Source organism: Streptomyces sp. NPDC087859 (assembly GCF_044742595.1).
GTDB lineage: Bacteria > Actinomycetota > Actinomycetes > Streptomycetales > Streptomycetaceae > Streptomyces > Streptomyces canus_F.
Genome location: NZ_JBIUUU010000004.1, coordinates 128,526 through 152,203, shown reverse-complemented (window position 1 = coordinate 152,203; position 23,678 = coordinate 128,526). Strand labels below are relative to the sequence as shown.

General features: G+C 70.7%; 21 protein-coding genes and 1 riboswitch. Of the genes, 8 read left to right on the top strand and 13 right to left on the bottom strand.

What is annotated here, in order from left to right; genetic code table 11:
• Positions 1 to 17 precede the first annotated feature (17 nt).
• Positions 18 to 1,523, bottom strand: a complete 1,506-nt coding sequence (locus ACIOHP_RS10825) for a subtype B tannase (RefSeq protein WP_401885600.1) — start codon at positions 1,521 to 1,523, stop codon at positions 18 to 20.
• A gap of 256 nt (positions 1,524 to 1,779) precedes the next feature.
• Between ACIOHP_RS10825 and ACIOHP_RS10820 the strand changes: the two genes are divergently transcribed.
• On the top strand, positions 1,780 to 2,748 hold the full coding sequence (locus ACIOHP_RS10820) for an ankyrin repeat domain-containing protein (protein WP_401885597.1): 969 nt from the start codon (positions 1,780 to 1,782) through the stop codon (positions 2,746 to 2,748).
• A 40-nt stretch (positions 2,749 to 2,788) separates the two neighbouring features.
• Positions 2,789 to 3,355, top strand: a complete 567-nt coding sequence (locus ACIOHP_RS10815) for a hypothetical protein (RefSeq protein WP_401885595.1) — start codon at positions 2,789 to 2,791, stop codon at positions 3,353 to 3,355.
• A gap of 53 nt (positions 3,356 to 3,408) precedes the next feature.
• On the opposite strand, the gene ACIOHP_RS10810 is transcribed toward ACIOHP_RS10815, so the two are convergent.
• The 3 genes from ACIOHP_RS10810 to ACIOHP_RS10800 form a co-directional block, all read right to left on the bottom strand.
• Positions 3,409 to 4,869: an MFS transporter gene (locus tag ACIOHP_RS10810; RefSeq protein ID WP_401885592.1), complete on the bottom strand. Its 1,461-nt coding sequence runs from the start codon at positions 4,867 to 4,869 to the stop codon at positions 3,409 to 3,411.
• Positions 4,870 to 4,963: 94 nt separating this feature from the next.
• Positions 4,964 to 5,824, bottom strand: a complete 861-nt coding sequence (locus ACIOHP_RS10805; protein WP_401885590.1) for a metallophosphoesterase — start codon at positions 5,822 to 5,824, stop codon at positions 4,964 to 4,966.
• A 131-nt stretch (positions 5,825 to 5,955) separates the two neighbouring features.
• Complete coding sequence (locus ACIOHP_RS10800; RefSeq protein WP_361484823.1) at positions 5,956 to 7,131, bottom strand: NADH:flavin oxidoreductase; 1,176 nt, start codon at positions 7,129 to 7,131, stop codon at positions 5,956 to 5,958.
• 102 nt (positions 7,132 to 7,233) lie between these two features.
• Between ACIOHP_RS10800 and ACIOHP_RS10795 the strand changes: the two genes are divergently transcribed.
• Positions 7,234 to 7,962, top strand: a complete 729-nt coding sequence (locus ACIOHP_RS10795; RefSeq protein WP_401885585.1) for a class I SAM-dependent methyltransferase — start codon at positions 7,234 to 7,236, stop codon at positions 7,960 to 7,962.
• Positions 7,963 to 7,987: 25 nt separating this feature from the next.
• On the opposite strand, the gene groL is transcribed toward ACIOHP_RS10795, so the two are convergent.
• The 4 genes from groL to thrC form a co-directional block, all read right to left on the bottom strand.
• Positions 7,988 to 9,610 carry a chaperonin GroEL gene (gene groL / locus ACIOHP_RS10790; RefSeq protein ID WP_266825478.1) on the bottom strand — a complete coding sequence of 541 codons (1,623 nt, stop codon included), beginning with the start codon at positions 9,608 to 9,610 and terminating at the stop codon, positions 7,988 to 7,990.
• A gap of 343 nt (positions 9,611 to 9,953) precedes the next feature.
• A complete protein-coding gene (locus tag ACIOHP_RS10785; protein ID WP_007493268.1) occupies positions 9,954 to 10,160 on the bottom strand; it encodes a cold-shock protein in 207 nt (68 codons plus the stop codon).
• A 441-nt stretch (positions 10,161 to 10,601) separates the two neighbouring features.
• A complete protein-coding gene (locus ACIOHP_RS10780) occupies positions 10,602 to 10,877 on the bottom strand; it encodes a MoaD/ThiS family protein (RefSeq protein WP_361538582.1) in 276 nt (91 codons plus the stop codon).
• A 30-nt stretch (positions 10,878 to 10,907) separates the two neighbouring features.
• Positions 10,908 to 12,191, bottom strand: coding sequence for a threonine synthase (gene thrC / locus ACIOHP_RS10775; RefSeq protein ID WP_401885581.1), 1,284 nt, complete (start codon positions 12,189 to 12,191; stop codon positions 10,908 to 10,910).
• A gap of 18 nt (positions 12,192 to 12,209) precedes the next feature.
• A riboswitch (SAM riboswitch) is annotated at positions 12,210 to 12,351 on the bottom strand.
• Positions 12,352 to 12,517: 166 nt separating this feature from the next.
• Here thrC and ACIOHP_RS10770 point away from each other — a divergent pair.
• Positions 12,518 to 13,462 (top strand): glucosyl-3-phosphoglycerate synthase, encoded by a 945-nt coding sequence (locus tag ACIOHP_RS10770; protein ID WP_361484817.1) that lies wholly within the window; start codon positions 12,518 to 12,520, stop codon positions 13,460 to 13,462.
• A gap of 84 nt (positions 13,463 to 13,546) precedes the next feature.
• Positions 13,547 to 14,953 carry a trehalose-6-phosphate synthase gene (locus tag ACIOHP_RS10765; RefSeq protein ID WP_361538587.1) on the top strand — a complete coding sequence of 469 codons (1,407 nt, stop codon included), beginning with the start codon at positions 13,547 to 13,549 and terminating at the stop codon, positions 14,951 to 14,953.
• Here the strand turns inward: ACIOHP_RS10765 and otsB are convergent.
• The 3 genes from otsB to ACIOHP_RS10750 all read right to left on the bottom strand — a co-directional run bounded on the left by otsB (position 14,941) and on the right by ACIOHP_RS10750 (position 17,470).
• Positions 14,941 to 15,801, bottom strand: a complete 861-nt coding sequence (otsB, locus tag ACIOHP_RS10760; RefSeq protein WP_361538589.1) for a trehalose-phosphatase — start codon at positions 15,799 to 15,801, stop codon at positions 14,941 to 14,943. The genes ACIOHP_RS10765 and otsB overlap by 13 nt on opposite strands.
• Before the next feature lie 178 nt (positions 15,802 to 15,979).
• A complete protein-coding gene (locus ACIOHP_RS10755) occupies positions 15,980 to 16,216 on the bottom strand; it encodes a DUF3263 domain-containing protein (RefSeq protein ID WP_046258826.1) in 237 nt (78 codons plus the stop codon).
• A 33-nt stretch (positions 16,217 to 16,249) separates the two neighbouring features.
• Complete coding sequence (locus ACIOHP_RS10750; protein WP_361553657.1) at positions 16,250 to 17,470, bottom strand: extracellular solute-binding protein; 1,221 nt, start codon at positions 17,468 to 17,470, stop codon at positions 16,250 to 16,252.
• Positions 17,471 to 17,626: 156 nt separating this feature from the next.
• On the opposite strand from ACIOHP_RS10750, the gene ACIOHP_RS10745 reads away from it, so the two are divergent.
• The 3 genes from ACIOHP_RS10745 (at position 17,627) to ACIOHP_RS10735 (ending at position 20,847) form a co-directional block, all read left to right on the top strand.
• A complete protein-coding gene (locus ACIOHP_RS10745) occupies positions 17,627 to 18,571 on the top strand; it encodes an ROK family protein (RefSeq protein ID WP_401885575.1) in 945 nt (314 codons plus the stop codon).
• On the top strand, positions 18,571 to 19,782 hold the full coding sequence (nagA, locus tag ACIOHP_RS10740) for an N-acetylglucosamine-6-phosphate deacetylase (RefSeq protein ID WP_401885573.1): 1,212 nt from the start codon (positions 18,571 to 18,573) through the stop codon (positions 19,780 to 19,782). The genes ACIOHP_RS10745 and nagA overlap by 1 nt, the downstream gene beginning before the upstream one ends.
• Positions 19,783 to 19,917: 135 nt before the next feature.
• Positions 19,918 to 20,847: a 1-phosphofructokinase family hexose kinase gene (locus ACIOHP_RS10735; RefSeq protein ID WP_401885570.1), complete on the top strand. Its 930-nt coding sequence runs from the start codon at positions 19,918 to 19,920 to the stop codon at positions 20,845 to 20,847.
• A gap of 6 nt (positions 20,848 to 20,853) precedes the next feature.
• On the opposite strand, the gene ACIOHP_RS10730 is transcribed toward ACIOHP_RS10735, so the two are convergent.
• Complete coding sequence (locus ACIOHP_RS10730) at positions 20,854 to 21,807, bottom strand: CBM35 domain-containing protein (RefSeq protein ID WP_361553333.1); 954 nt, start codon at positions 21,805 to 21,807, stop codon at positions 20,854 to 20,856.
• A 119-nt stretch (positions 21,808 to 21,926) separates the two neighbouring features.
• Positions 21,927 to 23,579, bottom strand: a complete 1,653-nt coding sequence (cdgB, locus tag ACIOHP_RS10725) for a diguanylate cyclase CdgB (RefSeq protein WP_361553336.1) — start codon at positions 23,577 to 23,579, stop codon at positions 21,927 to 21,929.
• Between the last annotated feature and the right edge of the window lie 99 nt (positions 23,580 to 23,678).

The following is a 23,678-nucleotide window of genomic DNA, read 5'->3' as shown; positions in this document are numbered from 1 at the left end:
GGCGTAGGGGGATCAGATCACCTGCCGAGCCGGCCGCGGTGACCCTGGTGACCCGACACGGCGGCGATCCACCGGATGAAGTCGGCGGGATCCTGGTCGGCGCCGTGGCCCGCGTCCCAGTAGTACGAGGTGTCGACGTCGTCGCCGAGGCCGGTCAGCCGGGCGGAGAGGTTGCCGGCGACCGTGTGCGAGGTGTCGGTGTCCTTCGTGCCGAGGCGGATCCACCAGTGCCTGGAGCGGCTGCCGTTGGCCTTGCCGACGAGGTGGTGCATCGGGTTCATCAGGTGCAGCTTGGCGGGGACGTCCTCGTCGAGACGGGCGCTGTCGCCGCTCTCGTGGCGGAGGCTGTAGCGGGTGAAGTGGCGGGCCCTGGTGGTGCCCGTGCCGTAGAGGTTGTTCTCCGGGGTGGACAGGTCGAAGGCGTCGAAGGAGGGGGCGTTCTTCTTCCGCGCGCCGACGTGGGTGAGGAAGTCGGCCCACGTGAAGGTGGCCCTGCCGTTCTCCCAGGTGATGAAGGGATGGGCGGCGAGGTAGGTCTCGCGGGCCGGATCCGGCAGCGCGGCGAGGTACTTGGTGGCCGAGGGCCGCATGAACGTCTTCAGGAGATAGTCGTCCAGGTTGCGGGCCGAGAGCCGCCCGAAGCCCGGCGCCGACAGCTTGAGGGAGGCGACGTAGTCGCCGTACGCGGTGGCCAGTTCCCCGGAGACGGTCCGGTCGACGAGCGCACCGCCGGCGAGCGGGTTGCTTCCCCAGCACCACTCGTACGCCATGTCGGCGTGCTCGAGGTCGGTGATGGGGCACCAGGCGCCCGTGGCGAAGATGGCGTCGGAGGCGTCCGCGGCGCCGATCGCCGTCAGATACGGCTCGTAGAGCGGGCTGTCGCCGGACGCGCCGAGCAGGCAGGAGAGGGCGCCTCCCGCGCTGACCCCGGAGGAGACGATCCGGTTCACGTTGCCGGGTATGCGGCCCTTGTTGAACCTCAGGTAGCGGACGGCGGCCTTGAGGTCGACGATCGCGGCGGGCGCGGTGCCGTAGTAGGTACCGGCCTGGTCGACGAGGGTACGGCCGCGGGCGCCCGGCTCGACGACGACGTACCCGGCGGCGAGCGCGAGCCCCTGTCGGCTGGTGCCGCCGCCCATGCCGGTGGCGGTGATGCCGGTCTTGTTCGCCACGGAGGACGGCATGTAACCGCCGACGGAGTTGGCGAGGAGGATGGGGGCGTTCCGGGCGTCGACGGCGGTTCCGTCGATGGTGACCGGAACGCTGACGTTGAGGGACTGGTAGAGGACGTCGACGGGCTTCGCCACGTACGAGGCGACCTTGTGGAAGCGGTAGACGACCTCGTGGGCGGTGCCCTCGGTGTCGGTGACGGCGACGGTCAGTTCGGTGAAGGCGTCGGGATCGAAGACGAGGGTGCCGTCCTCGGCGGTTCGGCCCGCCGCCCGGGCACTGCCGGCCGCCACCCCGACCGCCGGTGCGGCGGCTATGGCACCGAGTCCCTTGACCACTGTTCTTCTCTGCACGTCCGTCTCCTGACTTCGCGGCTCGTTGTAAGGCGGCTCGACAACCCCATCAATCGCCCACATTATTGTCAACAACTTTGGCGGAAATGTGCGGGCGGGTGACGGGAACGATGGGCGGATCCGTCCCGCGCTCGGACGGAAAGGCGCAGGTCGAGTGGTGTACGGCGGGGGACGGATCCGTCGATCCCCGGGCCCCGGAGGGGCGTTGTCAGTGGGGGGTGCCATCGTGGAGGTCCGGCGATGCGGAGGGGGCTCCATGAGTGAGCGCGGTGACGGGTGGGGCGGGATGGACTACCGGGGGTGGCTGGACCTCGGTGATGTGCGGCGGCGGCTCGACGAGGGTGCGGATCCCGAGGCGTGGGGGGTCGGGGGGTCACGGCCGCTGCATCGGGCGGCGGTGTTCGGGGCGCCCGAGGTCGTCGCGGAGCTGGCCCGGCGAGTGGCGGACGTGGATGCGCTGGAGGGCGGGACCACTGCGTTGTGGGATGCCGTCATGGCCGGGCGGGCGGAGAACGCGCGGGCGTTGGCCGAGGCCGGGGCCGATCCCTGGCGGGCGGGGTTCGGCGGCTGGTCGCCGGGGCGGCTGAGCCTGGCCGGGCCCACGCCGGATCTTTTCCCGCTGCCCGAGGGTGTGCGGGGGCTGAGCGAGGCGGAGCGGGAGCTGGCTCGGGAGGGTCGCCGGCTGATCGACGCGCTGGGCGAGTTGTCCTACGACGGCACGGGGCTGGCCTGTGTGGCAGGCATCGACGCCGCCGAGGCGGTACGGCGGCTGGGGGCGACGGCCCCGGACCCCGAGCTGATGGAAGCGGTCCTGGACGACCCGTACGACTTCGACATGGACGAGACCCTGCGCCTGGTCGGCGTCACCACCGTGCCGGGCGGCTGCATAGTCACCCAGCCGTGGGGCTACGCGCCGCAGCAGCCGCTCGTCCAGCAGCTCCTGTCCGCCGGCACGGTCTGCTACGGGCTGTACGCCAACCCCAAGAGCGGCAACCAGGGCAGCGTCTTCCGCGACGGCGTCGGCGAGGGCTGGGATCTGCACCCCGGCGGCGGACCCGGCGAGCGGGACAGCCCGGCGGAGGTGCTCACCAACTACGTCTACTGCCACCACGCGGTCGCCTACTCGATCGCCTACGCCGGTCTGCGCCCGACCGACGCCCGGGCCGTCACCGGTCCGCCCGACGCCTGGGTGGTGCTGCCGGAGCGCGACTACTGGGAGCGGTGACGGGCGGGGCGCTGTCAGCGCGGGTGGGTACGGTTTCCTCATGAACCACGCCCAGCTCACCGCCCTGGGCCGAGCCCTGCGCCTTCTCGGCGAGCATGGCGAGGCCCTGACCGGCGACACCCCGGACACCAAGCTGTACGAGGTCAAGGCCGACATCAAGCGGGCCCTCGACCTGCTGGACGACAGCGTCAACGCCGCCGCGCCCAACACCCGCTGCGCCGAACATCCCAACGGACCGGTCGACGAGAACGCGCCTGACCTGTGCCTGCTGTGCGAGACCCGCCGCCGTACCGCCCGGCGCTCCCAGATCAACGGCCCCTCCGCACCGGCGCAGACCGCCTCCGCCCCCTCCCGCTACGGCGTGCGCGACGACCGGCCGCAGCCGCAGCAGCGCTGGCTGCCCGAGATGTGGAACGGGCAGGAGTGGCAGCTGTGCGGCACCCCGAGGCGGGACCGCAGGGAGGCCGAGCTGTATCTCGCCGCCCAGCGGCGCGGCCCCCGGGCCGCCATGGCGTACCGGCTCGTCCACGAGTTCACCGACTACGAGGTGCTGCGGGTGTGGGGCACCCCCGTCAAGGTCGACATCGAGCCCCTCGGCAACCTGTAGACGGCGAAGGGCCCGCCACGACCACCGTGACGGGCCCGACCGGCTCATTGGGTCTACGACTTGGCCGCGACCTCGGCTGCTTCGGAAGCGTCCTCGGGCACCGTCGCCGTCTCCCCTGCCGGCTTCTGCCGCGGGATGAACGAGGCCACCACGAACGCCAGCAGGGCCGCCCCGGCGCCCACCGCCAGGACCACCTTGAAGCCGCTCTCGGAGGGCAGCGCGTAGCCGCCGAAGTCGGTCGTCATCTGGGCCAGGATCACCCCCGCGATGGCGCTCGCCGACGAGGTTCCGATGGACCGCATCAGGGTGTTGAGGCTGTTCGCCGCGGCTGTCTCCGAGGCGGGGACGGCGCCCATGATCAGGGCGGGCATCGAGCCGTAGGTGAAGCCGATGCCGGCGCCGATGACGCAGGCGGCGAGCACGAAGTGCCAGACCTCGGTCATGAGGACGATGTTGACGCCGTAGCCCGCGGCCACGATCAGGGCACCGATCATCAGCGTCGTCTTCGGACCACGGGCCTTCGACACGGCCGCCGAGATCGGCGCCGTCACCATCATCACCAGCCCCGACGGGGCCATGACCAGGCCCGCGACGAGCATCGACCTGCCGAGGCCGTAGCCGGTCTGCGAGGGGAGCTGGAGCAGCTGCGGCAGGACCAGGGACATCGCGAACATCGCGAAGCCGACGGCGATCGAGGCGAGGTTGGTGACCAGGACCTGGCGGCGGGCGGTCGTACGGAGGTCGACCAGAGGCTGGTCCGTACGCAGCTCGAACCAACCCCACGCCAGGAGGACGACGAGCGCCGCCACGAAGAGGCCGATCGTCGTGCCGCTCGTCCAGCCCCAGTCCGCGCCCTTGGAGATGCCGAGCAGGAGGCAGACCAGGCCCGTCGCCATGCCGATGCCGCCGACCAGGTCGAAGCGGCCGCCGGTACGGACCCGGGACTCCGGTACGAAGAGCGAGACCAGCGCGAGAGCCACGACGCCCAGCGCCGCCGACGTCCAGAACAGGACGTGCCAGCTGAAGTTGTCGGCGATGAGGGCGGCGGCCGGCAGACCCAGCGCGCCGCCGATGCCGAGGGAGGCGCTCATCAGGGCCGTGGAACCGGCGAGGCGCTCCGCGGGCAGTTCGTCGCGCATGATGCTGATGCCGAGCGGGATCACACCGGAGGCCAGGCCCTGGAGCACCCGGCCGATGATCATCGGGATCAGGGAGTCGGAGAGCGCGCAGACCACCGAGCCGGCGATCAGCATGACGACGCTGATCAGCAGCATCCGGCGCTTGCCGAACATGTCGCCGAGACGGCCCACGACCGGGGTGGCGACGGCGGCGGCGAGCAGCGTCGCGGTGACCGCCCACGCGGTGTCCGAGGCCGGGGCGTCCAGGAGCCTCGGCAGCTCCGGAACGATCGGGATCACCAGGGTCTGCATCAGCGAGACCACGATTCCGGCGAAGGCCAGCACCGCGACCACGGCGTTCGACCGTGGTGGTGCGGCGGCAGGGGCGTCGGACATGGCGGGGCCTCCGTAGCGATGCGCTGCTGATTGACCTAGGCAACTTTCGGTCGATACATTAAGTCAGTTGCTTGACTTAACCAAGAGCAGCAGGTCAGCCGTACCGCTCCACGAAGGACCGGACCGTGTCCGCGTCCAGCTCGTAGACCGTCTCGTGGGCCCGGGGGTCGCGTGCGTGGAAGGTGTGGAAGAGCGGTCCGGCGGCTCCCCCGAGGACGATCAGGGAGGCGGAGGCGCCGCGCACCGCGCGCTCGGTCCCCGGCGCCGTCGTCAGGTCGATGCGGTTGACCACGCCCGGCGTGACCCACACCGGAACGGACTCCAGGAAACCGCAGAGCTGGAGGTGGAAGTGGCCGGTGAGGATCACCTTGACGTCGGTGCCTCGGACCGCCGCCGCCAGGTCGGCGGGGTTGCGCAGACCGAAGAGCTGCTGAAGGGGGTTGTCCAGCGCGAAGGGCGGGTGGTGGAAGGCGAGGACCGTGCCGTTCGGGGACGGGGTCGCCAACACATCCCGCAGCCAGTCGAGTTGGGCGGCGCCGAGCTGCCCGTGCACCTTCCCCGGCACCAGCGAGTCCAGCGTCACGAACCGCCACCCCGCCACCATGCTCACCGCGGCCCGCTCCCCCTCGGCGGACTCCAGCACCCGGCCGGGCTCCGGATGCCCGCTGCCCAGCACCTCGGCGAAGGCCTCGCGCTCGTCGTGATTGCCGGTCGTGCAGAAGACAGGCGCCCCGCCGAGCCGTTGCGCGAACTCCCCGAACATCTCCCTGACGGCCGTATACGCCTCCACCGTCCCGTCGTCGGCGAGGTCACCGGTGACGACGATCGCGTCGACGCCCTGTACGTGCCGGAGTTCGGCGAGCATCAGGCGCAGGGAGTCGTGGGCGTTGACGCCGTGCTTGTTGGGGGCGTCGGTGCGTTCGAGATGGGTGTCGGACAGATGAAGGATCCTCATCTCTCGCAAGCTAGCGCGAGGTGAGGGAGCATTTCAGCCCGTCCGGAGTTTGAGGACGAGGCCCTTCGGGCCGATGGGGGTCCGGGGGCGCAGCCCCCAGGGACGTGCACCCCCACCGGCCCGCAGCAGACTCAGCTCAGCGAGCGCAGCGCCACCGCGTCGTAGGCCTTCAGCTCGTCCGTGCGGCCCGCCAGCACCTTCGCCGCCCACTCCGGGTCCTGGAGCAGCGCGCGGCCGACGGCGACGAGGTCGTACTCCTCGCGCTCGAGGCGGTCGAGGAGGTCGTCGATGCCGCGGAGCGGGGAGCCCTCGCCCATGAAGCCCTTGATGAAGTCGCCGTCGAGACCGACCGAGCCGACCGTGATGACCTGCTTGCCGGTGAGCTTCTTGGTCCAGCCGGCGAGGTTGAGGTCGGAGTCCTCGAACTCGGGGAGCCAGTAGCGGCGGGTGGAGGCGTGGAAGGCGTCGACACCGGCGGCGGCGAGCGGGCTCAGGATGGCCTCCAGCTCCTCCGGGGTCTCGGCGAGACGGGCGTCGTAGGCCTCCTGCTTCCACTGCGAGTAGCGGAAGATGATCGGGAACTCCGCGGAGACCGTCTCCCGTACGGCCGCCACGATCTCGGCCGCGAACTTCGTACGGGCGACGAGGTCACCGCCGTAGGCGTCGCTGCGGCGGTTGGTCCCCGACCACAGGAACTGGTCGACGAGGTAGCCGTGGGCGCCGTGGATCTCCACACCGTCGAAGCCGATGCGCTCGGCGGCGGCGGCGGCCTCGGCGAAGGCGCCGATGACATCGTCCAGGTCGCGCTGGGTCATCGTCACGCCGGTGGGCTCGTCGGCGCCGGGGCGCAGACCGGAGGGGCCGACGACGGGGGCGTCCGGGACGGGCCCCTTGCCCGGCGTACGGGTCATGCCGATGTGCCAGAGCTGCGGGACGATGGTGCCGCCCGCCGCGTGCACGTCCTCGGCGACCTTCGCCCAGCCGGCGAGCTGCTCCTCGCCGTGGAAGCGCGGGACGCGGTTGCTCTCCCCCGCCGAGTCGTGGCCGACGTAGGTGCCCTCGGTGACGATCAGACCGACGCCCGCGGCCGCGCGGCGCGCGTAGTACGACGCCACGTCCGCGCCCGGGATGCCGCCCGGGGAGAAGTTGCGGGTCATCGGCGCCATGACGATGCGGTTCGGGACGGTCAGGCCGTTGATCGTGGTCGGCCGCGAGAGGATCTCGGCGGCGCGGGAGGCGGGGGCAGTCACGTGGGGGCACTCCTCGGGGACGGTCCGTCCGGCACCGGTACCGGTCGGTATGTGCATGCGCATGGACATACGCATGTAGGAGTCAACCACCTCGTCCGCCACGGACATTCCGCCGGCCCTGTGATCCCGGACACGCGCCCGGCCCCCGAGAATGGCCACATGGCCAAGCCCCCGCTGCTCTCCGCGCCCGAACTGGAGGCGTCCTCCGTGGTCGCCAACAACACCATGAACCGCGAGCGCGGCCTCTCCGGGGTCAACAGCTACGCCCGCGAGCTGGGCCTGGACCCCGTGGCCCACCTCTCGGGCCGCCCCGATCCCTCCTGGCTGGACCTGTGCAGCGGCGAGGGCCGCGCCCTGCGGGAGGCGGCCGCGCGTCTGCCCGCCGACGCCGTGCTCACGGCCGTCGATCTGGTGGGGCCTCTCATACCCGTACCGGCCCCGCCCGCGCTGGAGGAGATCGTCGCCTCCGTCACGTCATGGGCACCGAGCCGGTCCTACGACCTCATCACCTGTGTCCACGGTCTGCACTACGTCGGCGACCAGCTCGGCCTCCTCACCCGCGCCGCGTCCTGGCTGACCCCCGAGGGCCTGCTGCTGGCGCACTTCGACCCCGACTCCATCCGCCGGCCGGACGGATCGGCGGCCGGACGGGCGGCCGTGTCGGCCCTGCGCGCGGCCGGGTTCCGCTACGACACCCGGCACCACCGGCTCGGCCTGCGCGGCCCACGGTCCTTCACCCTTCCGTTCCGGTACGTCGGTGCGGACCCGGCCGCCGGGCCCAACTACACCGGCCAGCCCGCCGTCGGCTCCCACTACGACCTCGACCGGCATACGGAAACGCCCGAGGGCGGCACTCCCTGCATGTGCAGGGAGTGCCGCCCTCGGTAAGGACGTTGATCAACCGTCAGGTCGATCAGAAGTCCATGTCACCGCCCGGCATGCCGCCACCGGCAGGCGCGGCGGCCTTCTCCGGCTTGTCGGCGATGACGGCCTCGGTGGTGAGGAAGAGCGCGGCGATGGACGCGGCGTTCTGCAGGGCAGAGCGCGTGACCTTCGCCGGGTCGATGATGCCTTCGGCGATCATGTCGACGTACTCACCGGTGGCCGCGTTGAGACCCCAGCCCACGGTCAGGTTGCGGACCTTCTCGACCACGACGCCGCCCTCGAGACCACCGTTGACGGCGATCTGCTTGAGCGGGGCCTCCAGGGCGAGCTTCACGGCGTTGGCGCCGGTCGCCTCGTCACCCGTCAGCTCGAGCTTCTCGAACACCGCGGAGGCCTGGAGCAGGGCCACGCCACCACCGGCGACGATGCCCTCCTCGACGGCCGCCTTGGCGTTGCGCACGGCGTCCTCGATGCGGTGCTTGCGCTCCTTGAGCTCGACCTCGGTCGCGGCACCGGCCTTGATGACGGCGACGCCACCGGCGAGCTTGGCCAGGCGCTCCTGGAGCTTCTCGCGGTCGTAGTCCGAGTCGCTGTTCTCGATCTCGGCGCGGATCTGGTTGACGCGACCGGCAACCTGGTCCGCCGAGCCCGAGCCGTCGACGATCGTCGTCTCGTCCTTGGTGATGACGACCTTGCGGGCGCGGCCCAGGAGGTCCAGGGTCGCGTTCTCCAGCTTGAGGCCGACCTCCTCGGAGATGACCTCGCCGCCCGTGAGGATGGCGATGTCGCCGAGCATGGCCTTGCGACGGTCACCGAAGCCCGGAGCCTTGACGGCGACGGACTTGAAGGTGCCGCGGATCTTGTTGACGACCAGGGTCGACAGGGCCTCGCCCTCGACGTCCTCGGCGATGATCAGCAGCGGCTTGCCCGACTGCATGACCTTCTCCAGGAGCGGGAGCAGGTCCTTGACGGAGCCGATCTTGGAGTTGGCGATGAGGATGTACGGGTCGTCGAGCGACGCCTCCATCCGCTCCATGTCGGTGGCGAAGTACGCCGAGATGTAGCCCTTGTCGAAGCGCATACCCTCGGTGAGCTCGAGCTCCAGACCGAAGGTCTGGGACTCCTCGACGGTGATGACGCCTTCCTTGCCGACCTTGTCCATCGCCTCGGCGATGAGCTCGCCGATCTGGGTGTCGGCGGCGGAGATGGAGGCCGTCGAAGCGATCTGCTCCTTGGTCTCGACATCCTTCGCCTGCTCGAGCAGGGCACCGGAGACGGCCTCGACGGCCTTCTCGATACCGCGCTTGAGAGCCATCGGGTTGGCACCGGCGGCCACGTTGCGCAGACCCTCGCGCACCAGGGCCTGGGCCAGGACGGTCGCGGTCGTCGTGCCGTCGCCGGCTACGTCGTCCGTCTTCTTCGCGACTTCCTTGACCAGCTCGGCGCCGATCTTCTCGTACGGGTCCTCGAGCTCGATCTCCTTGGCGATGGAGACACCATCGTTGGTGATCGTGGGGGCGCCCCACTTCTTCTCGAGGACGACGTTGCGACCCTTGGGGCCGAGCGTCACCTTGACGGCGTCCGCGAGCTGGTTCATGCCGCGCTCGAGGCCGCGCCGCGCCTCCTCGTCGAACGCGATGATCTTGGCCATGTGAAGTGGTCCCTCCAGGACTGGGGGTGATTCCTTCGGACCGCGCCCGCGCCCGCGACGGACGGCTCGCACACCTCGTGGTTCCTTGCCCCACCTGGCCTGCGGGCCTCACCGACCCGGTCCTTCTTGTCACTCTCACCTTCAGAGTGCTAACGCCAATGATTAGCACTCGACCCCTGCGAGTGCAAGCGCCTCTCAGGGATCGTCCAGGTCCCGCACGGGTTCCGGGCAGGTGCCGGAGGGGGTCCGGACATGCCGGAGGGCCCGTACCCATGACTCCCCATGGGGTACGAGCCCTCCGAAAAAGAACGAAGAACGACGCTGCAGTTACCCGGCGCGTGCTTCAGCCTGTCGCAAGGCGAACCATGTCCGCCTGCGGCCCCTTCTGGCCCTGCGAGATCTCGAAATCGACCCGCTGACCTTCCTCGAGGGTGCGGTAGCCGTCCATCTGAATCGCGCTGTAGTGGACGAATACATCCGCACCACCGTCGACCGCGATGAAGCCGTACCCCTTCTCCGCGTTGAACCACTTGACGGTGCCCTGAGCCATGCCTAACTCCCCTATTACTGGCCCTTGCACAGATCCACACTTCGCGGATCCGGGTCAGACCTCACCCCCCACGGATTGGGGGCGTGCGCCGGAACGCGTCGACCGCGGCTGAATGTATCTGTCCAACTGCCGTCTGCAACAGGTCAATCGGACGAGAATTCTGGACGCGAAGGGTCCGGAATGTAGTGAGAATTCGCCCGAATTCTGGGCAAGTCGGGCTCCATAAAAGGAGCAAAGTTCACAAAAGAACCACACACTTTGGCTGCTTCTCGCCGCATCCGGAGCAAGTACTCATATGCGGTTGGCATGAAGGGTGAAGCAGGTTCCCCAACTGTACCGCGCTCAACCATAGAGAATTGCCCCCTCCGCTTCTCTCACGGAGGGGGCAATTCGATGAACTCTTGGTAATCGGCCTTACCGAGGGTAACGATCGGGGCTCGGTCAGCCTCCGGCGACGGCCGGAATGATCGAGACCCCGGCCCCGTCCGGAGTCGCCGTTTCCAGGCCCTGCTCGAAGCGGACGTCGTCGTCGTTGACGTACACGTTGACGAAGCGACGCAGCTTGCCCTGGTCGTCGAGGACGCGGGCCGCGATACCGGTGTGGTTCTTCTCGAGGTCGGCGATGACCTCGGCGAGGTTCGCGCCCTCGGCGGCGACCTCGGCCTGTCCGCCGGTGTAGGTGCGCAGGATGGTGGGGATGCGGACGTTGACGCTCACGGTTGAACCTCCGGTCGGGGTTGCGGGGGCCTAGACGAGGCCGGCCTCGCGGAACGAGTCAAGGTTGGGGCGGATGGTCGCGGTGAGCCCCGTACCCGCCACCGCGTCCAGGGTCTTCAGTCCGTCGCCCGTGTTCAGCACAACGGTGGTCAGCGTCGGGTCCAGCAGGCCGTTCTCGATCAGCTTCTTGGTGACACCGACCGTCACACCGCCCGCGGTCTCCGCGAAGATGCCCTCGGTCCGCGCCAGCAGCTTGATCGCGTCCACGACCTGCTCGTCGTTGACGTCCTCCACCGCACCGCCGGTACGGCGCGCGATGTCCAGGACGTACGGCCCGTCCGCCGGGTTGCCGATGGCGAGGGACTTGGCGATGGTGTTCGGCTTCTGCGGCCGCACCACGTCGTGGCCCGCCTTGTAGGCGACGGAGACCGGCGAGCAGCCCTCGGCCTGGGCGCCGAAGATCCGGTACGGCCTGTCCTCGACGAGCCCGAGCTTGATCAGCTCCTGGAGCCCCTTGTCGATCTTCGTGAGCTGCGAGCCGGAGGCGATCGGCACGACCAGCTGGTCGGGGAGCCGCCAGCCGAGCTGCTCGCAGATCTCGTACGCCAGGGTCTTGGAGCCCTCGGCGTAGTAGGGCCGCAGGTTGACGTTGACGAAGCCCCAGCCCTCGCCGGCCGGGTCGCCGATCAGCTCGGAGCAGAAGCGGTTCACATCGTCGTAATTGCCCTCGATGCCGACGAGCTCGCCGCCGTAGATCGCGGCCATGACGATCTTGCCCTGCTCCAGGTCGTGCGGGATGAACACGCAGGAACGGAAGCCGGCGCGGGCGGCGGCGGCGCCGACGGCACCGGCCAGGTTGCCCGTGGAGGAGCAGGAGAGGGTGGTGAAGCCGAAGGCGCGCGCGGCCTCCAGGGCCTGGGCGACGACGCGGTCCTTGAAGGAGTGCGTCGGGTTGCCGGAGTCGTCCTTCACATACAGACCGCCGGTGACACCGAGTTCGCGGGCCAGGTTGTCGGCCTTGACGAGCTGGGTCCAGCCCGGGTTGATGTTGGGCTTGTCGGCCACGTCCGCGGGGACGGGCAGCAACGGCGCGTAGCGCCAGATGTTCGCGGGTCCCGCCTCGATCCGCTTGCGGAGCTCCTCGGTGTCGTAGGCCGAGAAGTCGTAGGCGATCTCGAGCGGGCCGAAACACTCCTCGCACGCGAAAACCGGGCCGAGGGGGACGCGGTGACCGCACTCGCGGCAGCTGAGCGCCGCGGCCGGGCCGAGGTCTACGGTGTTTTCGGTGGTGCTTGCAACAGTCTGCGCAGCCATGAGAGGCGAGGCCCTTTCTCCTCATCTTCCTCACGACGCATCTCGCCGTGAGACGGATTTGGCACCTTCCCGAGTCGGGAGCCTCGCTGGTGACGAGAAACCGACTGGAGGGTTGCCGGGGCTTCATCGGGCCGTATCCCTCTGCCCCTCTGGATGAGCGGTATGAAGTTGTGTGAACGGCGGGCCACCCTCGACATGCGATGGTCATCCGCGTTGTTCAAGACTGTAACCGACGACCAGGACAGTTGAGATAGTCGTCCGAACCGCGAGATGGATCACACGCTGATACGCATACTCGCCGAGAGAACGCAGAGGAGCCGCGCACTGTGCTGAACGAAGTCGAGCGCTGGCTGACCACCCGGTCCTGGTCCCTGACCGATCGCCCGCTCCACCAGCTCCTGGCCGCCAAGCAACGCACGAACCAGTCGGTCAGCGTCGTACTGCCCGCACTCAACGAGGAGGAGACGGTCGGTGACATCGTCTCCGTGATCCGTCACGACCTCATGCAGCAGGTCCCCCTCGTCGACGAGATAGTCGTCGTCGACTCGGGCTCCACCGACCGTACATCGCAGGTCGCCGCCGCGGCCGGGGCGACCGTCGTCCACCGCGACGACATCCTGCCCCGTCTCCCGGCGGTGCCCGGCAAGGGCGAGGTGCTGTGGCGCTCGCTCCTGGTGACCCGCGGTGACATCGTCTGCTTCATCGACGCCGACCTGAAGGAGTTCTCCTCCGACTTCGTCTCCGGGATCGTGGGCCCGCTGCTCACCGACCCCGGCGTCGACCTCGTCAAGGGCATGTACGACCGCCCGCTGGGCGGCGCGGCCGGCCAGGGCGGCCGGGTGACCGAGCTGATGGCCCGCCCGCTGCTGAACATGCACTGGCCCCAGCTGGCCGGCTTCGTCCAGCCGCTGGGCGGCGAGTACGCGGCCCGCCGCTCCCTGCTGGAACAGCTGCCGTTCCCGGTGGGCTACGGCGTCGAGCTCGGCATGCTGGTCGACGCCCTGCATCTCGTGGGCCTGGACGCGCTGGCCCAGGTCGACGTGGGCGTCCGCAAGCACCGCCACCAGGACGGGCAGGCCCTGGGCCGGATGTCCGCCGCGATCTACCGCACGGCCCAGCTGCGGCTGGCCCGCGGCCACCTCATCCGCCCCTCCCTCACCCAGTTCGAGCGGGGCGCGGACGGCTTCGAACCGCGGACGTACTCGGTGGACACGGAGGAGCGGCCGCCGATGGTGGAGATCGTGGAGTACGCGTCCCGGAAGGTCGCCTGAGGGAGGCCGTATTACGGCGCCCACAAGCCCGTATACAGCGAACCGTACGTTTGAGCGTTTCCGGGTCGGGCTAAGTTGAGGCGTATGGCTTCCACGCAGTCCGACCAGGGTGCCCGGGTTCTCGTCGCGTCCAACCGCGGCCCGATCTCGTACGAGGTGCAGGAGGACGGCTCGCTGTCCGCGAAGCGCGGCGGCGGCGGGCTGGTCTCCGGCCTCTCCGCGATCGGGTCGGACGCGGACTCGCTGTGGGTGTGCTCGGCGCTCTCCGACGGCGACCGCGAGGCGGTACGGCGCGGGGAGGGCGAGTCCGGCGTACGGATGCTCGACATCCCGGCGGACGTGCACGCGGACGCGTACAACGGCATCGCGAACTCGGTCCTGTGGTTCGTCCACCACATGCTCTACCAGACCCCGCTGGAGCCGGTCTTCGACGCGGAGTTCCGGCGCCAGTGGGCGTCGTACCGGACGTACAACCGCGCCTTCGCCGAAGCACTGGCCGAGGAGGCGGGGCAGGGCGCGGCGGTCGTGGTGCAGGACTACCACCTGACGCTGGTGCCGGGGATGCTGCGCGAGCTGCGCCCCGACCTCCGGATCGGCCACTTCTCGCACACGCCGTGGGCGCCCCCGGAGTACTTCCGGATGCTGCCGGACGACATCGCCGAGCAGGTGCTGCGGGGCATGCTGGGCGCGGACCGGCTGGGGTTCCTGACCCGGCGGTGGGCGTCGGCGTTCGAGGCGTGCGCGGCGCGGATCGCCGGTGGCCTCGGGGACACCCGGATCGGTGTGCACGGGCTCGGGGCGGACGCCGACTTCCTGCGGAAGCGGTCGCACGAGGCGGACGTGGACGAGCGGCTGGCGGCGCTGCGGGCGGAGGTCGGCGAGGGCCGCCGGGCGATCGTCCGGGTCGACCGGACCGAACTGTCCAAGAACATCGTCCGGGGCCTGCTGGCGTACCGGCAGCTGCTCGACGACCGCCCCGAGTGGCGGGAGCGGGTCGTGCACGTGGCGTTCGCCTACCCGTCGCGGCAGGACCTCGCGGTGTACCGGGAGTACACGGCGGAGGTCCAGCGGGTCGCGGAAGAGATCAACTCGGTGTACGGGACGCCGGGCTGGACGCCGGTGGTCCTGCATGTGAAGGACGACTTCGCGCGCTCGCTGGCGGCGTACCGGCTGGCCGACGTGGCGCTGGTGAACCCGATCCGGGACGGTATGAACCTGGTCGCGAAGGAGGTGCCGGTCGTGTCGGACGAAGGATGCGTGCTGGTGCTGTCGCGGGAGGCGGGGGCGTACGAGGAGCTCGGCGAGGACGCGGTGGTGGTCAACCCGTACGACGTGGTCGGTACGGCGGAAGCCCTGCACGAGGCGTTGACCCTGCCGGTGGAGGAGCGGGCCGAGCGGACCAAGAGGCTGGCCGCGGCGGCGACGGCGCTGCCGCCGGCCCAGTGGTTCCTGGACCAGCTGCACGCGCTCGACGCCGATCAGCCCAGCTGAGCGGCGAGGGCGCGCAGCAGCCGTACGACACCCTGCGGACCGTCGACGACGAGGTCGGCCCGGTCCTTCAGTTCGGGAACCTCCTCGCTGCCGGCGCTGCACACCAGCAGGCCGGGGACGCCGTCGGAGCGCAGCTTGTCGACGGCGGAGTAGGCGGGGAGGTCGCCCAGGTCGTCGCCGGCGTACAGCACGGCCTCGGCGCCCAGCTCACGGACGTGCTCCGTCAGGGCCACGCCCTTGTCCATGCCGGGCGGCCGGAGCTCCAGCACCAGCCGGCCGGGTTCGACGATGAGGCCGTGGCGGGTGGCGAGGTCGGTGAGGGGTGCGCGCAGGGCCTCGAAGGCGGCCTGGGGGTCTACGGCCCGGCGGGTGTGGACGGCGAGGGCGCGGCCCTTCTCCTCGATCCACGTGCCTTGCCAGGCGCCGATCCGGTCGAGGAACCCGGGCAGTTCGGCGCGGGCCTCGGCGACGCCGGGGTGGGGCGGTGGGGCGGTGATGTCGCCGGTGGCGGCGTCCCAGCGTTCGGCGCCGTAGTGGCCGAGGACGACGAGGTGGTCGAGTCCTGGCGTCCCGTCGAATCCGCCGAGCCGTACGGCCAGGCCGGGCGGGCGGCCGGTGATCACCGCGACGGAGGCGACCTTCGGGGCCAGTGCGGCGAGCGCGGTCGCGGCCTCCGGGTGCGCGCGGGCCTGCTCGGGGTCCGCCACGATCGGCGCGAGCGTCCCGTCGAAGTCGAACGCGACGACGGCTCTGCCGGGCCGGCTGAGGATGGCGTCCAGTCCGTCCCGCCCGGCCCGGGTGACGGGCGTCGGCAGTGACTCGTCCATGACGTGCGTGTGGCTGCCCATGCACCGACCCTAATGTCTTCGCCCCCGCCGCCCCTACCCGTCCCGTCCTCCAGGGGCTGCCGCCCCTTCAACCCTGCTCCCAGGGGGCGCTGCCCCCTGGACCCCCGCTCCTCAAACGCCGGAAGGGCTGAGAAATCCAGCCCGTCCGGCGTTTGAGGACGAGCGAGAAAAATCGAGGTCACCTCTCCGACCTGCGGGAATCCCGCACGCGGCGCAGGCGGTTCACCGTGACCGGGTCGAAGGCGAGGGCTCGTGGGTCGTCGAGCAGGGCGTTCAGGAGCTGGTAGTAGCGAACCGGCACCAGACCCAGTTCCTCCCGTATCGCCCGCTCCTTCGCCCCCGGCCCGGCGAACCCCCGCCGCTCGAGGACGAGGATCGCCCGCTCCCGGGCCCCGAGCCCGTCCTGGTCGTCCATGCCCCGCACGGTAGCCGCCGCCACCGACAACGCCTACTCCCCGCCCTCCGCCTCCAGCGCCGTCGACTGAAGCCCGCCGAGGACCGCCGTAGGGCTGCCGCCGGACACCACCGCGCTCCCGATCCGCTTCTTCACCGCCGCGCTCACCGTGGCCCAGGACGTCCGCCCGACCGGATACAGCTCGGACAGCGGAAGCTCCTCCAGGAACGGCCGGAGGTCCTTGTCCCGTGCGGCCGTGCTCATGACGTCGGACGCGGACGCGGTGACCGGCAGCAGGTCGTACTCGCGCGAGAAGGCGAGGACGTTCTTCTCGTCGTAGACGAAGTCGAGGAAGTCCCCGACCTGCTCGGCGTGGCCGTTCTGCTTGAAGGCGGTCATCCAGTCGGCGACACCCATGGAGACCTTGGTCTGGCCGTCGACCCCGGGCATCGGCACCATGCCGAACTTCACGCCCTTCTTGGCGGCCATCTGCATCAGCGTGGGATGCCCGTTGAGCATCCCGACCTGCCCGTTCGCGAACGCGGCGAACGCGTCGGCCCGGTTCAGCTTCCCCGGCGCGACGGGCCCGGTCAGCCCCTTGCCGACGAGGTCGTCCTTGAGCCAGGTGAGGGTGGCGACGTTCTCGGCGGAGTCGATGCCGTACGACGTACCGAGGTTCTCGGTGTAGCCGCCCCCGCCGCTGAGCAGCCACTGCATGGTCTCGGCCTGCGCCTCCTCGGAGCCGAGCGGGAGGGCGTACGGGTACTTCACCCCGTCCGCCTTGAGCGCGGCGGCGTCCGCGGCGAGCTCGTCCCAGGTCTTCGGCGCGCTGAGGCCGGCCTCGGCGAAGAGGGTCTTGTTGTAGAAGAGCAGCCGTGTGGAGGCCGCGAACGGCATGCCGTACTGCGTCCCGTCCACCTCCCCCGCGGAGGCGAACTGGGAGGCGAAGTCGGCCTGCGTGGAGATGGAGAGCAGTTCGTCGGCCGAGTAGAGGAGGTCGTCGTCGGCGTAGTCGGCGTACGCGCCGATCTGCGCCATGTCGGGCGCGTCCCCGGCGGCGACCATCTCCTTGACCTTGCGGTCGACGTCGTTCCAGGAGTAGACGCTGACGTCGACCGTCACGTTCGGGTGCTTCTTCTCGTACTGCTCGACGAGCCCGTCCCAGTACTTCTGCGAGCTGTTGGCCTCGCTGTCTCCGTAGTCGGCGGCGACCAGCCGCAGCGTCACCTCGTCGGAGTCCGCCCCGACTCCGCAGCCGCCGAGTACCGCCGTCATGCCCAGTGCGGACACCACCGCGATCGTTCCTGTCCTACGCCGCTGCACTGCCGAGCCCCACATCGTCATCGTCGAAACTTTCGAAAGGTCAGACATAAGGTCTACACCACGTGAGTGGACTAGACCTCTTACGGGTCGCCGGGCCACACTACCCCCGTGAGACATGTCATCGCCCTCGATGTGGGCGGCACCGGAATGAAGGCCGCCCTCGTCGGCGCCTCCGGCGAGCTGCTCCACCAGGCCCGCCGGGCGACCGGCCGTGAGCGCGGTCCGGACGCGGTCGTCGAGGGCATCCTCGACTTCGCCGCCGACCTGCGCGCGTACGGCGCCGAGCACCTCGGTGAGCCCGCGTCCGCCGCCGGCGTCGCCGTCCCCGGCATCGTCGACGCCGAGCTCGGCATCGCCGCCTACGCCGCCAACCTCGGCTGGCGCGACGTACCGCTGCGCGCGCTGCTCACCGAGAGGCTCGCGGGCGTCCCCGTCGCCCTCGGCCACGACGTCCGCACCGGCGGTCTCGCCGAGGGCCGCATCGGTGCCGGCCGGGGCGCCGACCGCTTCCTGTTCGTCCCCCTGGGCACCGGCATCGCGGGCGCCATCGGCATCGCCGGCCGGGTGGAGGCGGGCGCGCACGGCTTCGCGGGCGAGATCGGCCACATCGTCGTACGCCCCGGCGGCACCCCCTGCCCCTGCGGCCAGCACGGCTGTCTGGAGCGGTACGCCTCCGCGGCGGCCGTCAGCCAGGCATGGGCCGCCGCCTGCGGGGACCCGGACGCGGACGCGGCGGACTGCGCGAAGGCGGTGCGCTCCGGGGACCCCCGGGCCGTACAGGTCTGGCAGAGCGCGGTCGACGCCCTCGCCGACGGCCTGGTCACCGCCCTCACCCTCCTGGACCCCCGCACCCTGATCATCGGTGGCGGGCTGGCCGAGGCGGGGGAAACCTTGTTCACACCACTGCGGGACGCCGTCCGGCAGCGCATCACCTTCCAGAAGCTGCCGACGATCGTCCCCGCGGCACTCGGGGACACGGCCGGCTGCCTCGGCGCCGGACTGCTGGCCTGGGATCTCCTCACAACGACTGACGGCACGGAGGTAACGCCCTGATGGCAACCCCCCCAGGGGCGCGGGGAACTGCGCGACCAGCCACGACGAGCCCGCACCCCGCGACGGACAAGTCCCCCCTCGTCCTGTCCGGCGCAACGGTCGTCCTCCCCACCGGAACCGTCAAAGACGGCCGAGTGATCATCGACGGCACCCGGATCGCCGGCAGCGCCCCGGACCACGCCCAGGTCGTCGACGTCACCGGCTACACCCTGGTCCCCGGCTTCGTGGACATCCACAACCACGGCGGCGGCGGAGCCTCGTTCACCTCGGGCACCACCGACGACGTACTCCACGGCATCCACACCCACCGCCTCCACGGCACCACCACCCTCGTCGCCTCCACCGTCACCGGCGACATGGACTTCCTGGCCCAGCGGGCGGGCCTGCTGTCCGAGCTCGCCGAGCAGGGCGACGTCGCCGGCATCCACTTCGAAGGTCCCTTCATCTCCCCCTGCCGCAAGGGCGCCCACTCCGAGGAGCTGCTGCGCGACCCGGACCCGGCGGAGGTCCGCAAGCTGATCGACGCGGCGCGCGGCAAGGCCAAGATGGTCACCCTCGCCACCGAACTGCCGGGCGGCATCGACTCCGTACGCCTGCTCGCCGAACACGGCGTCATCGCGGCGATCGGCCACACGGACGCGACGTACGAGCAGACGGTGGAGGCGATCGACGCGGGCGCGACCGTCGCGACGCACCTGTTCAACGCGATGCCCCCGCTCGGCCACCGCGCCCCGGGCCCGATCGCCGCCCTCCTGGAGGACGAGCGGATCACGGTCGAACTGATCAACGACGGCACCCATCTCCACCCGGCCGCCCTCCAGCTGGCGTTCCATCACGCGGGTGCGGACCGGGTCGCGTTCATCACGGACGCGATGGACGCGGCCGGCTTCGGCGACGGCCGCTACATGCTCGGCCCGCTGGAGGTCGAGGTCAGCGAGGGCGTGGCGCGGCTCGTGGAGGGCGGCTCGATCGCGGGCTCCACGCTCACGCTGGACCGCGCGTTCCAGCGGGCGGTGACGGTCGACCGGCTGTCCGTCGAGGACGCCGTCACGGCGCTGTCCGCCAACCCGGCCCGGCTGCTGGGGATGTACGACACGATCGGCTCGCTGGAGCCCGGCAAGTACGCCGACCTGGTACTTCTTGACCATCAATTCGCCCTCAAAGGCGTGATGCGACGCGGTGAATGGGTGGTCGATCCCCAACTGGGCTGATGTGTCCACCTGTTGAGGCGGCGGCCGTCCTGGGAGACTGGGAGGGCCGCCGTCCGTTTGGCGTGATCAGCTCTTCGGACGGACGGTGACAGCAAGTCCGTTCTGAATTTCTTTCCTCGGGGGAGGTCGATCCAGGTGATCCTCACGGTCACGCTGAACACCGCTCTCGACATCACGTATCGCGTGCGGGACCTCAGGCCGCACGCCTCCCACCGGGTCTCCGAGGTGACGGAACGCCCGGGCGGCAAGGGCCTGAACGTGGCCCGGGTGCTCGCGGCCCTCGGTCACGAGGTGACGGTCACCGGCTTCGCGGGCGGCGCCACGGGCAGGGTCGTCCAGGAGCAGCTCACGACGGCACCCGGCGTGGTGGACGCGCTCGTCCCGGTCACCGGCGCGACCCGGCGCACGATAGCGGTGGTGGACGAACACAGCGGCGACACCACCCAGTTGAACGAGCCCGGCCCGACCGTCAGCCCCGGCGAGTGGGCCGCCTTCCAGGAGGCCTACGAGGATCTGCTCCCGTCGATGGCCGCGGTCGCCCTGTGCGGCAGCCTGCCGCCGGGGGTGCCGGTGGGGGCGTACGCGGGGCTGGTGCGGACCGCTCGCGCGGCCGGGGTCCCGGTCCTTCTCGACACCAGCGGCGAAGCCCTGCGGCGCGGGGTCGCGGCCCGCCCGGACATCATCAAGCCGAACGCCGACGAGCTGGCCGAACTGACGGGCTCCCACGAGCCGTTGCGCGCCACGCAGGACGCGCGGCGGCGGGGCGCCCGGGCGGTCGTCACGTCCCTCGGTGCGGACGGCCTCCTTGCCGCGTCCCCCGAGGGCCGCTGGCGCGCCACCCCGCCGTCCCGTGTGCACGGCAATCCGACGGGCGCCGGGGACTCGGCGGTCGCGGGGCTGCTGTCGGGGTTGGTCGAGCAGCTGCCGTGGCCGGACCGGCTGGCCCGCGCGGTCGCGCTGTCGGCGGCGACGGTACTGGCGCCGGTGGCGGGCGAGTTCGACCCGGCCGCCTATGAGGAGCTGCGGGAGCGGGTCGCGGTGACGGGTGAGGTCACCGCGGCCTGAGTGCCGTCAGGACTTGACCCAGCCCTTGACGAGCCACATCTGGTCGAGCAGGGCGTCGCACTGGTTGCCCTGCTCGCAGGAGACCTTGATGGTGTTCGAGCCCTTGTTGAGCTGGACGTAGCTGTAGGTCTGCGTCCAGCCCTTGGTGTAGTCGCCCTCGGCGGCGTGCGCGTAGTTGTCCATGCCGACCGGCGTCGTGGAGGCCGTGCCGTTGACCGTGAGGGTGGCGGTGGCGTCCTTGCCGGGGACGCTGTAGCCGACGAACAGCGTGTACTTGCCGGTCTTGGGAACACCGCTGACATTCCACGTGACCGAGGCGCCGACGGCGTTGAAGCCGTTGAGGTAGACACCGCCGCCCGCCTTGGCGCCCTTGATGTCCGTCGCCGTGGTCACACCGGGGCCGAGCGAGAGGGCCTTGGCGTCGGTCTTCGGCAGGTCCTCCTCGTCGGCCGCCGCGCTGCTGGCGGCCTCGCTCGGCTCGCTGCTCTGCTGGGACGAGGGCGTGCTGGAGGCCTCGTTGCCGGAGGCGTCGTCGTCGCCGTCGCCGCCCAGCATGGCCACCCCGATGCCGATGACGACCGCGGCGACCACCGCGATGGCGCCAATCAGCAGGCCCTTGGTGTTGGGACCCCGGCCGCGACCGCCACCGCCGTACCCCTGCTGCGGGTGCTGGGTGGTGGGGGCGCCGCCCGGGAAGGTCTCCGGTGCCGCGTAGTGCGCGCTGTTGGGCTGGCCGTGCGCGCCCTGCTGCTGCGGCACCTGGCCGTACGGCGCGGTGGACTGCTGCTGCGGCTGCCCGTACTGGCGCTGGCCGACCGCGCGCACCCGGTTGACGGAGCCCGGATAGCCGTAGCCGCCGGAGGGCGGCTGGGCTCCGTTGGCCTGTCCGTCGGCGTAGAGGTAGCCGAACGGGTCGTCGTCCTCGGGCGGCGTGTTCGCGCCGGTGGTGCCGGACGTCATCCCAGGTACTCCTCAGCAGGTGCGGGGACGGATGCGGTACGCGTGGTGAATGGCGAGCCTACCCGCTCCTGCTGCCCCAAACGGGTGACTCGGATCGCATCAGCTCGCTGACCTGGGGATCATCCCGCGCGTCTGTGTTGTTTGGGACGAGATCGTTTCTCTACGTACATCCGCTCGTCGGCGGACTTCAGCACTTCGTCCGCCGTCATCCCGCAGTGCGCCCAGCCGATGCCGAAGCTGGCGCCGACGCGGACGGCCCGGCCCTCGGCGCGGATGGGCTGGATGATCTCGTTGCGCAGGCGTACGGCGAGGTCGGCGGCGTCCGCGCGGCCGAGGCCGTCGGCGAGGATCACGAACTCGTCGCCGCCGAGGCGGGCCACGGTGTCGCCGTCGCGGACCTGCCGGGACAGCCGGCGGGCGACCTCGATGAGGACCGCGTCACCGGCGTTGTGCCCGAACCGGTCGTTGATCGACTTGAAGCCGTCGAGGTCGCAGAAGAGGACCGCGAGCCCCTTGGTGCCGTCGTCGAGTTCACCCTCGGGGGCGACGGTGTGCACATGGTGGTCGAAGGCGGCGTCGAACGCCTCTGCGCCGGGCCGGAAGTCGAAGCCGTGGCCGTTGGCGTCGTAGGCGGGGTGGCCGAAGGCCGAGTCGATGGATTCGAGGGCGGCGTGGGTGGGGCGCTTGCACAGCCGCGCGGAGAGCCGGGCGCGCAGCTCGGCGGAGTTCGGCAGGCCGGTGAGGGAGTCGTGGGAGGCGCGGTGGGCGAGCTGGAGCTCGCGGCGCTTGCGGTCCTCTATGTCCTCGACGTGGGTGAGGAGAAACCGGGGGCCGTCCGCGGCGTCGGCGACGACGGAGTTGCGGAGCGAGACCCAGAGGTAGGTGCCGTCGCGGCGGCCCAGGCGCAGCTCCGCGCGTCCGCCCTCCGCCGAGGTTCGCAGCAGTGTCCCTATGTCCTCGGGGTGGACCAGGTCGGAGAAGGAGTAGCGGCGCATCGCGGACGCGGGACGGCCCAGGAGGCGGCACAGGGCGTCGTTGGTCCGCAGGATCCGGCCGTGCTGGTCGCCGCCCATCTCGGCGATGGCCATGCCGGAGGGGGCGTACTCGAAGGCCTGCCGGAAGCTCTCTTCACTCGCCCTGAGTGCCTGCTGTTCGCGCTCGAGCCGGACCAGCGCGCGCTGCATGTTGGCGCGCAGGCGCGCGTTGCTGATCGCGATGGCGGCCTGGAAGGCGTACATCTGGAGCGCTTCGCGTCCCCAGGCGCCCGGCCGGCGGCCGTTGCGCGGCCGGTCCACGGAGAGCACGCCGATCAGCTCACCGCAGGCGGCGCCGCCCACGCCGGGGGTGAACATGGGGGCGAAGAGCCGGTCGGAGGGGTGCCACTCGTCCTCGAAGCGGGGCGCGGGGCCGTCGGTGTACCACTGCGGTACGTCGTCGTCGTCGAGGATCCAGCCCTCGGTGTGCGGGATGAAGACCAGGTCGCCCCAGTTCTCACCCATGCTCAGGCGGCGCTCCCAGGAGTCGCGGGAGCCGACCCGGCCGGTGATGAGCGCCTCGGCGGCGGGATTGCCCGCGAAGGCGGCGACGACGAGGTCGCCGTCGGGGCGGACGAGGTTGACGCACGCCAGCTCGTAGCCGAGGCCGTTGACCACTCCGTCGGCGACGGTCTGCAGGGTGTCCGCCAGGGAGCGGGCGGTGTTCATGTCCGCCATGACCTGATGCAGTTGTCGCAGAGTCGCAAGACGGACGTAGGGCTCCGACTCGGTCTCCATGCTCGCCCTCCCCCCGAGACCTCGCAGCGAATCAAGGGTTCTCATCGGCGTATCGTTCTGGCAGCTTCCCCGCCACTGAATCACAGCGCGCTGCTCACT

Excerpts from the sequence above, each read along its gene's own strand:
- ACIOHP_RS10820 (WP_401885597.1), top strand. The coding sequence starts at position 1,780 with ATGAGTGAGCGCGGTGACGGGTGGGGCGGGATGGACTACCGGGGGTGG.
- ACIOHP_RS10815 (WP_401885595.1), top strand. The coding sequence starts at position 2,789 with ATGAACCACGCCCAGCTCACCGCCCTGGGCCGAGCCCTGCGCCTTCTC.
- ACIOHP_RS10810 (WP_401885592.1), bottom strand. The coding sequence starts at position 4,869 with ATGTCCGACGCCCCTGCCGCCGCACCACCACGGTCGAACGCCGTGGTC.
- ACIOHP_RS10805 (WP_401885590.1), bottom strand. The coding sequence starts at position 5,824 with ATGAGGATCCTTCATCTGTCCGACACCCATCTCGAACGCACCGACGCC.
- ACIOHP_RS10800 (WP_361484823.1), bottom strand. The coding sequence starts at position 7,131 with ATGCACATACCGACCGGTACCGGTGCCGGACGGACCGTCCCCGAGGAG.
- ACIOHP_RS10795 (WP_401885585.1), top strand. The coding sequence starts at position 7,234 with ATGGCCAAGCCCCCGCTGCTCTCCGCGCCCGAACTGGAGGCGTCCTCC.
- groL (WP_266825478.1), bottom strand. The coding sequence starts at position 9,610 with ATGGCCAAGATCATCGCGTTCGACGAGGAGGCGCGGCGCGGCCTCGAG.
- ACIOHP_RS10785 (WP_007493268.1), bottom strand. The coding sequence starts at position 10,160 with ATGGCTCAGGGCACCGTCAAGTGGTTCAACGCGGAGAAGGGGTACGGC.
- thrC (WP_401885581.1), bottom strand. The coding sequence starts at position 12,191 with ATGGCTGCGCAGACTGTTGCAAGCACCACCGAAAACACCGTAGACCTC.
- ACIOHP_RS10765 (WP_361538587.1), top strand. The coding sequence starts at position 13,547 with ATGGCTTCCACGCAGTCCGACCAGGGTGCCCGGGTTCTCGTCGCGTCC.
- otsB (WP_361538589.1), bottom strand. The coding sequence starts at position 15,801 with ATGGGCAGCCACACGCACGTCATGGACGAGTCACTGCCGACGCCCGTC.
- ACIOHP_RS10755 (WP_046258826.1), bottom strand. The coding sequence starts at position 16,216 with ATGGACGACCAGGACGGGCTCGGGGCCCGGGAGCGGGCGATCCTCGTC.
- ACIOHP_RS10750 (WP_361553657.1), bottom strand. The coding sequence starts at position 17,470 with ATGACGGCGGTACTCGGCGGCTGCGGAGTCGGGGCGGACTCCGACGAG.
- nagA (WP_401885573.1), top strand. The coding sequence starts at position 18,571 with ATGGCAACCCCCCCAGGGGCGCGGGGAACTGCGCGACCAGCCACGACG.
- ACIOHP_RS10730 (WP_361553333.1), bottom strand. The coding sequence starts at position 21,807 with ATGACGTCCGGCACCACCGGCGCGAACACGCCGCCCGAGGACGACGAC.
- cdgB (WP_361553336.1), bottom strand. The coding sequence starts at position 23,579 with ATGGAGACCGAGTCGGAGCCCTACGTCCGTCTTGCGACTCTGCGACAA.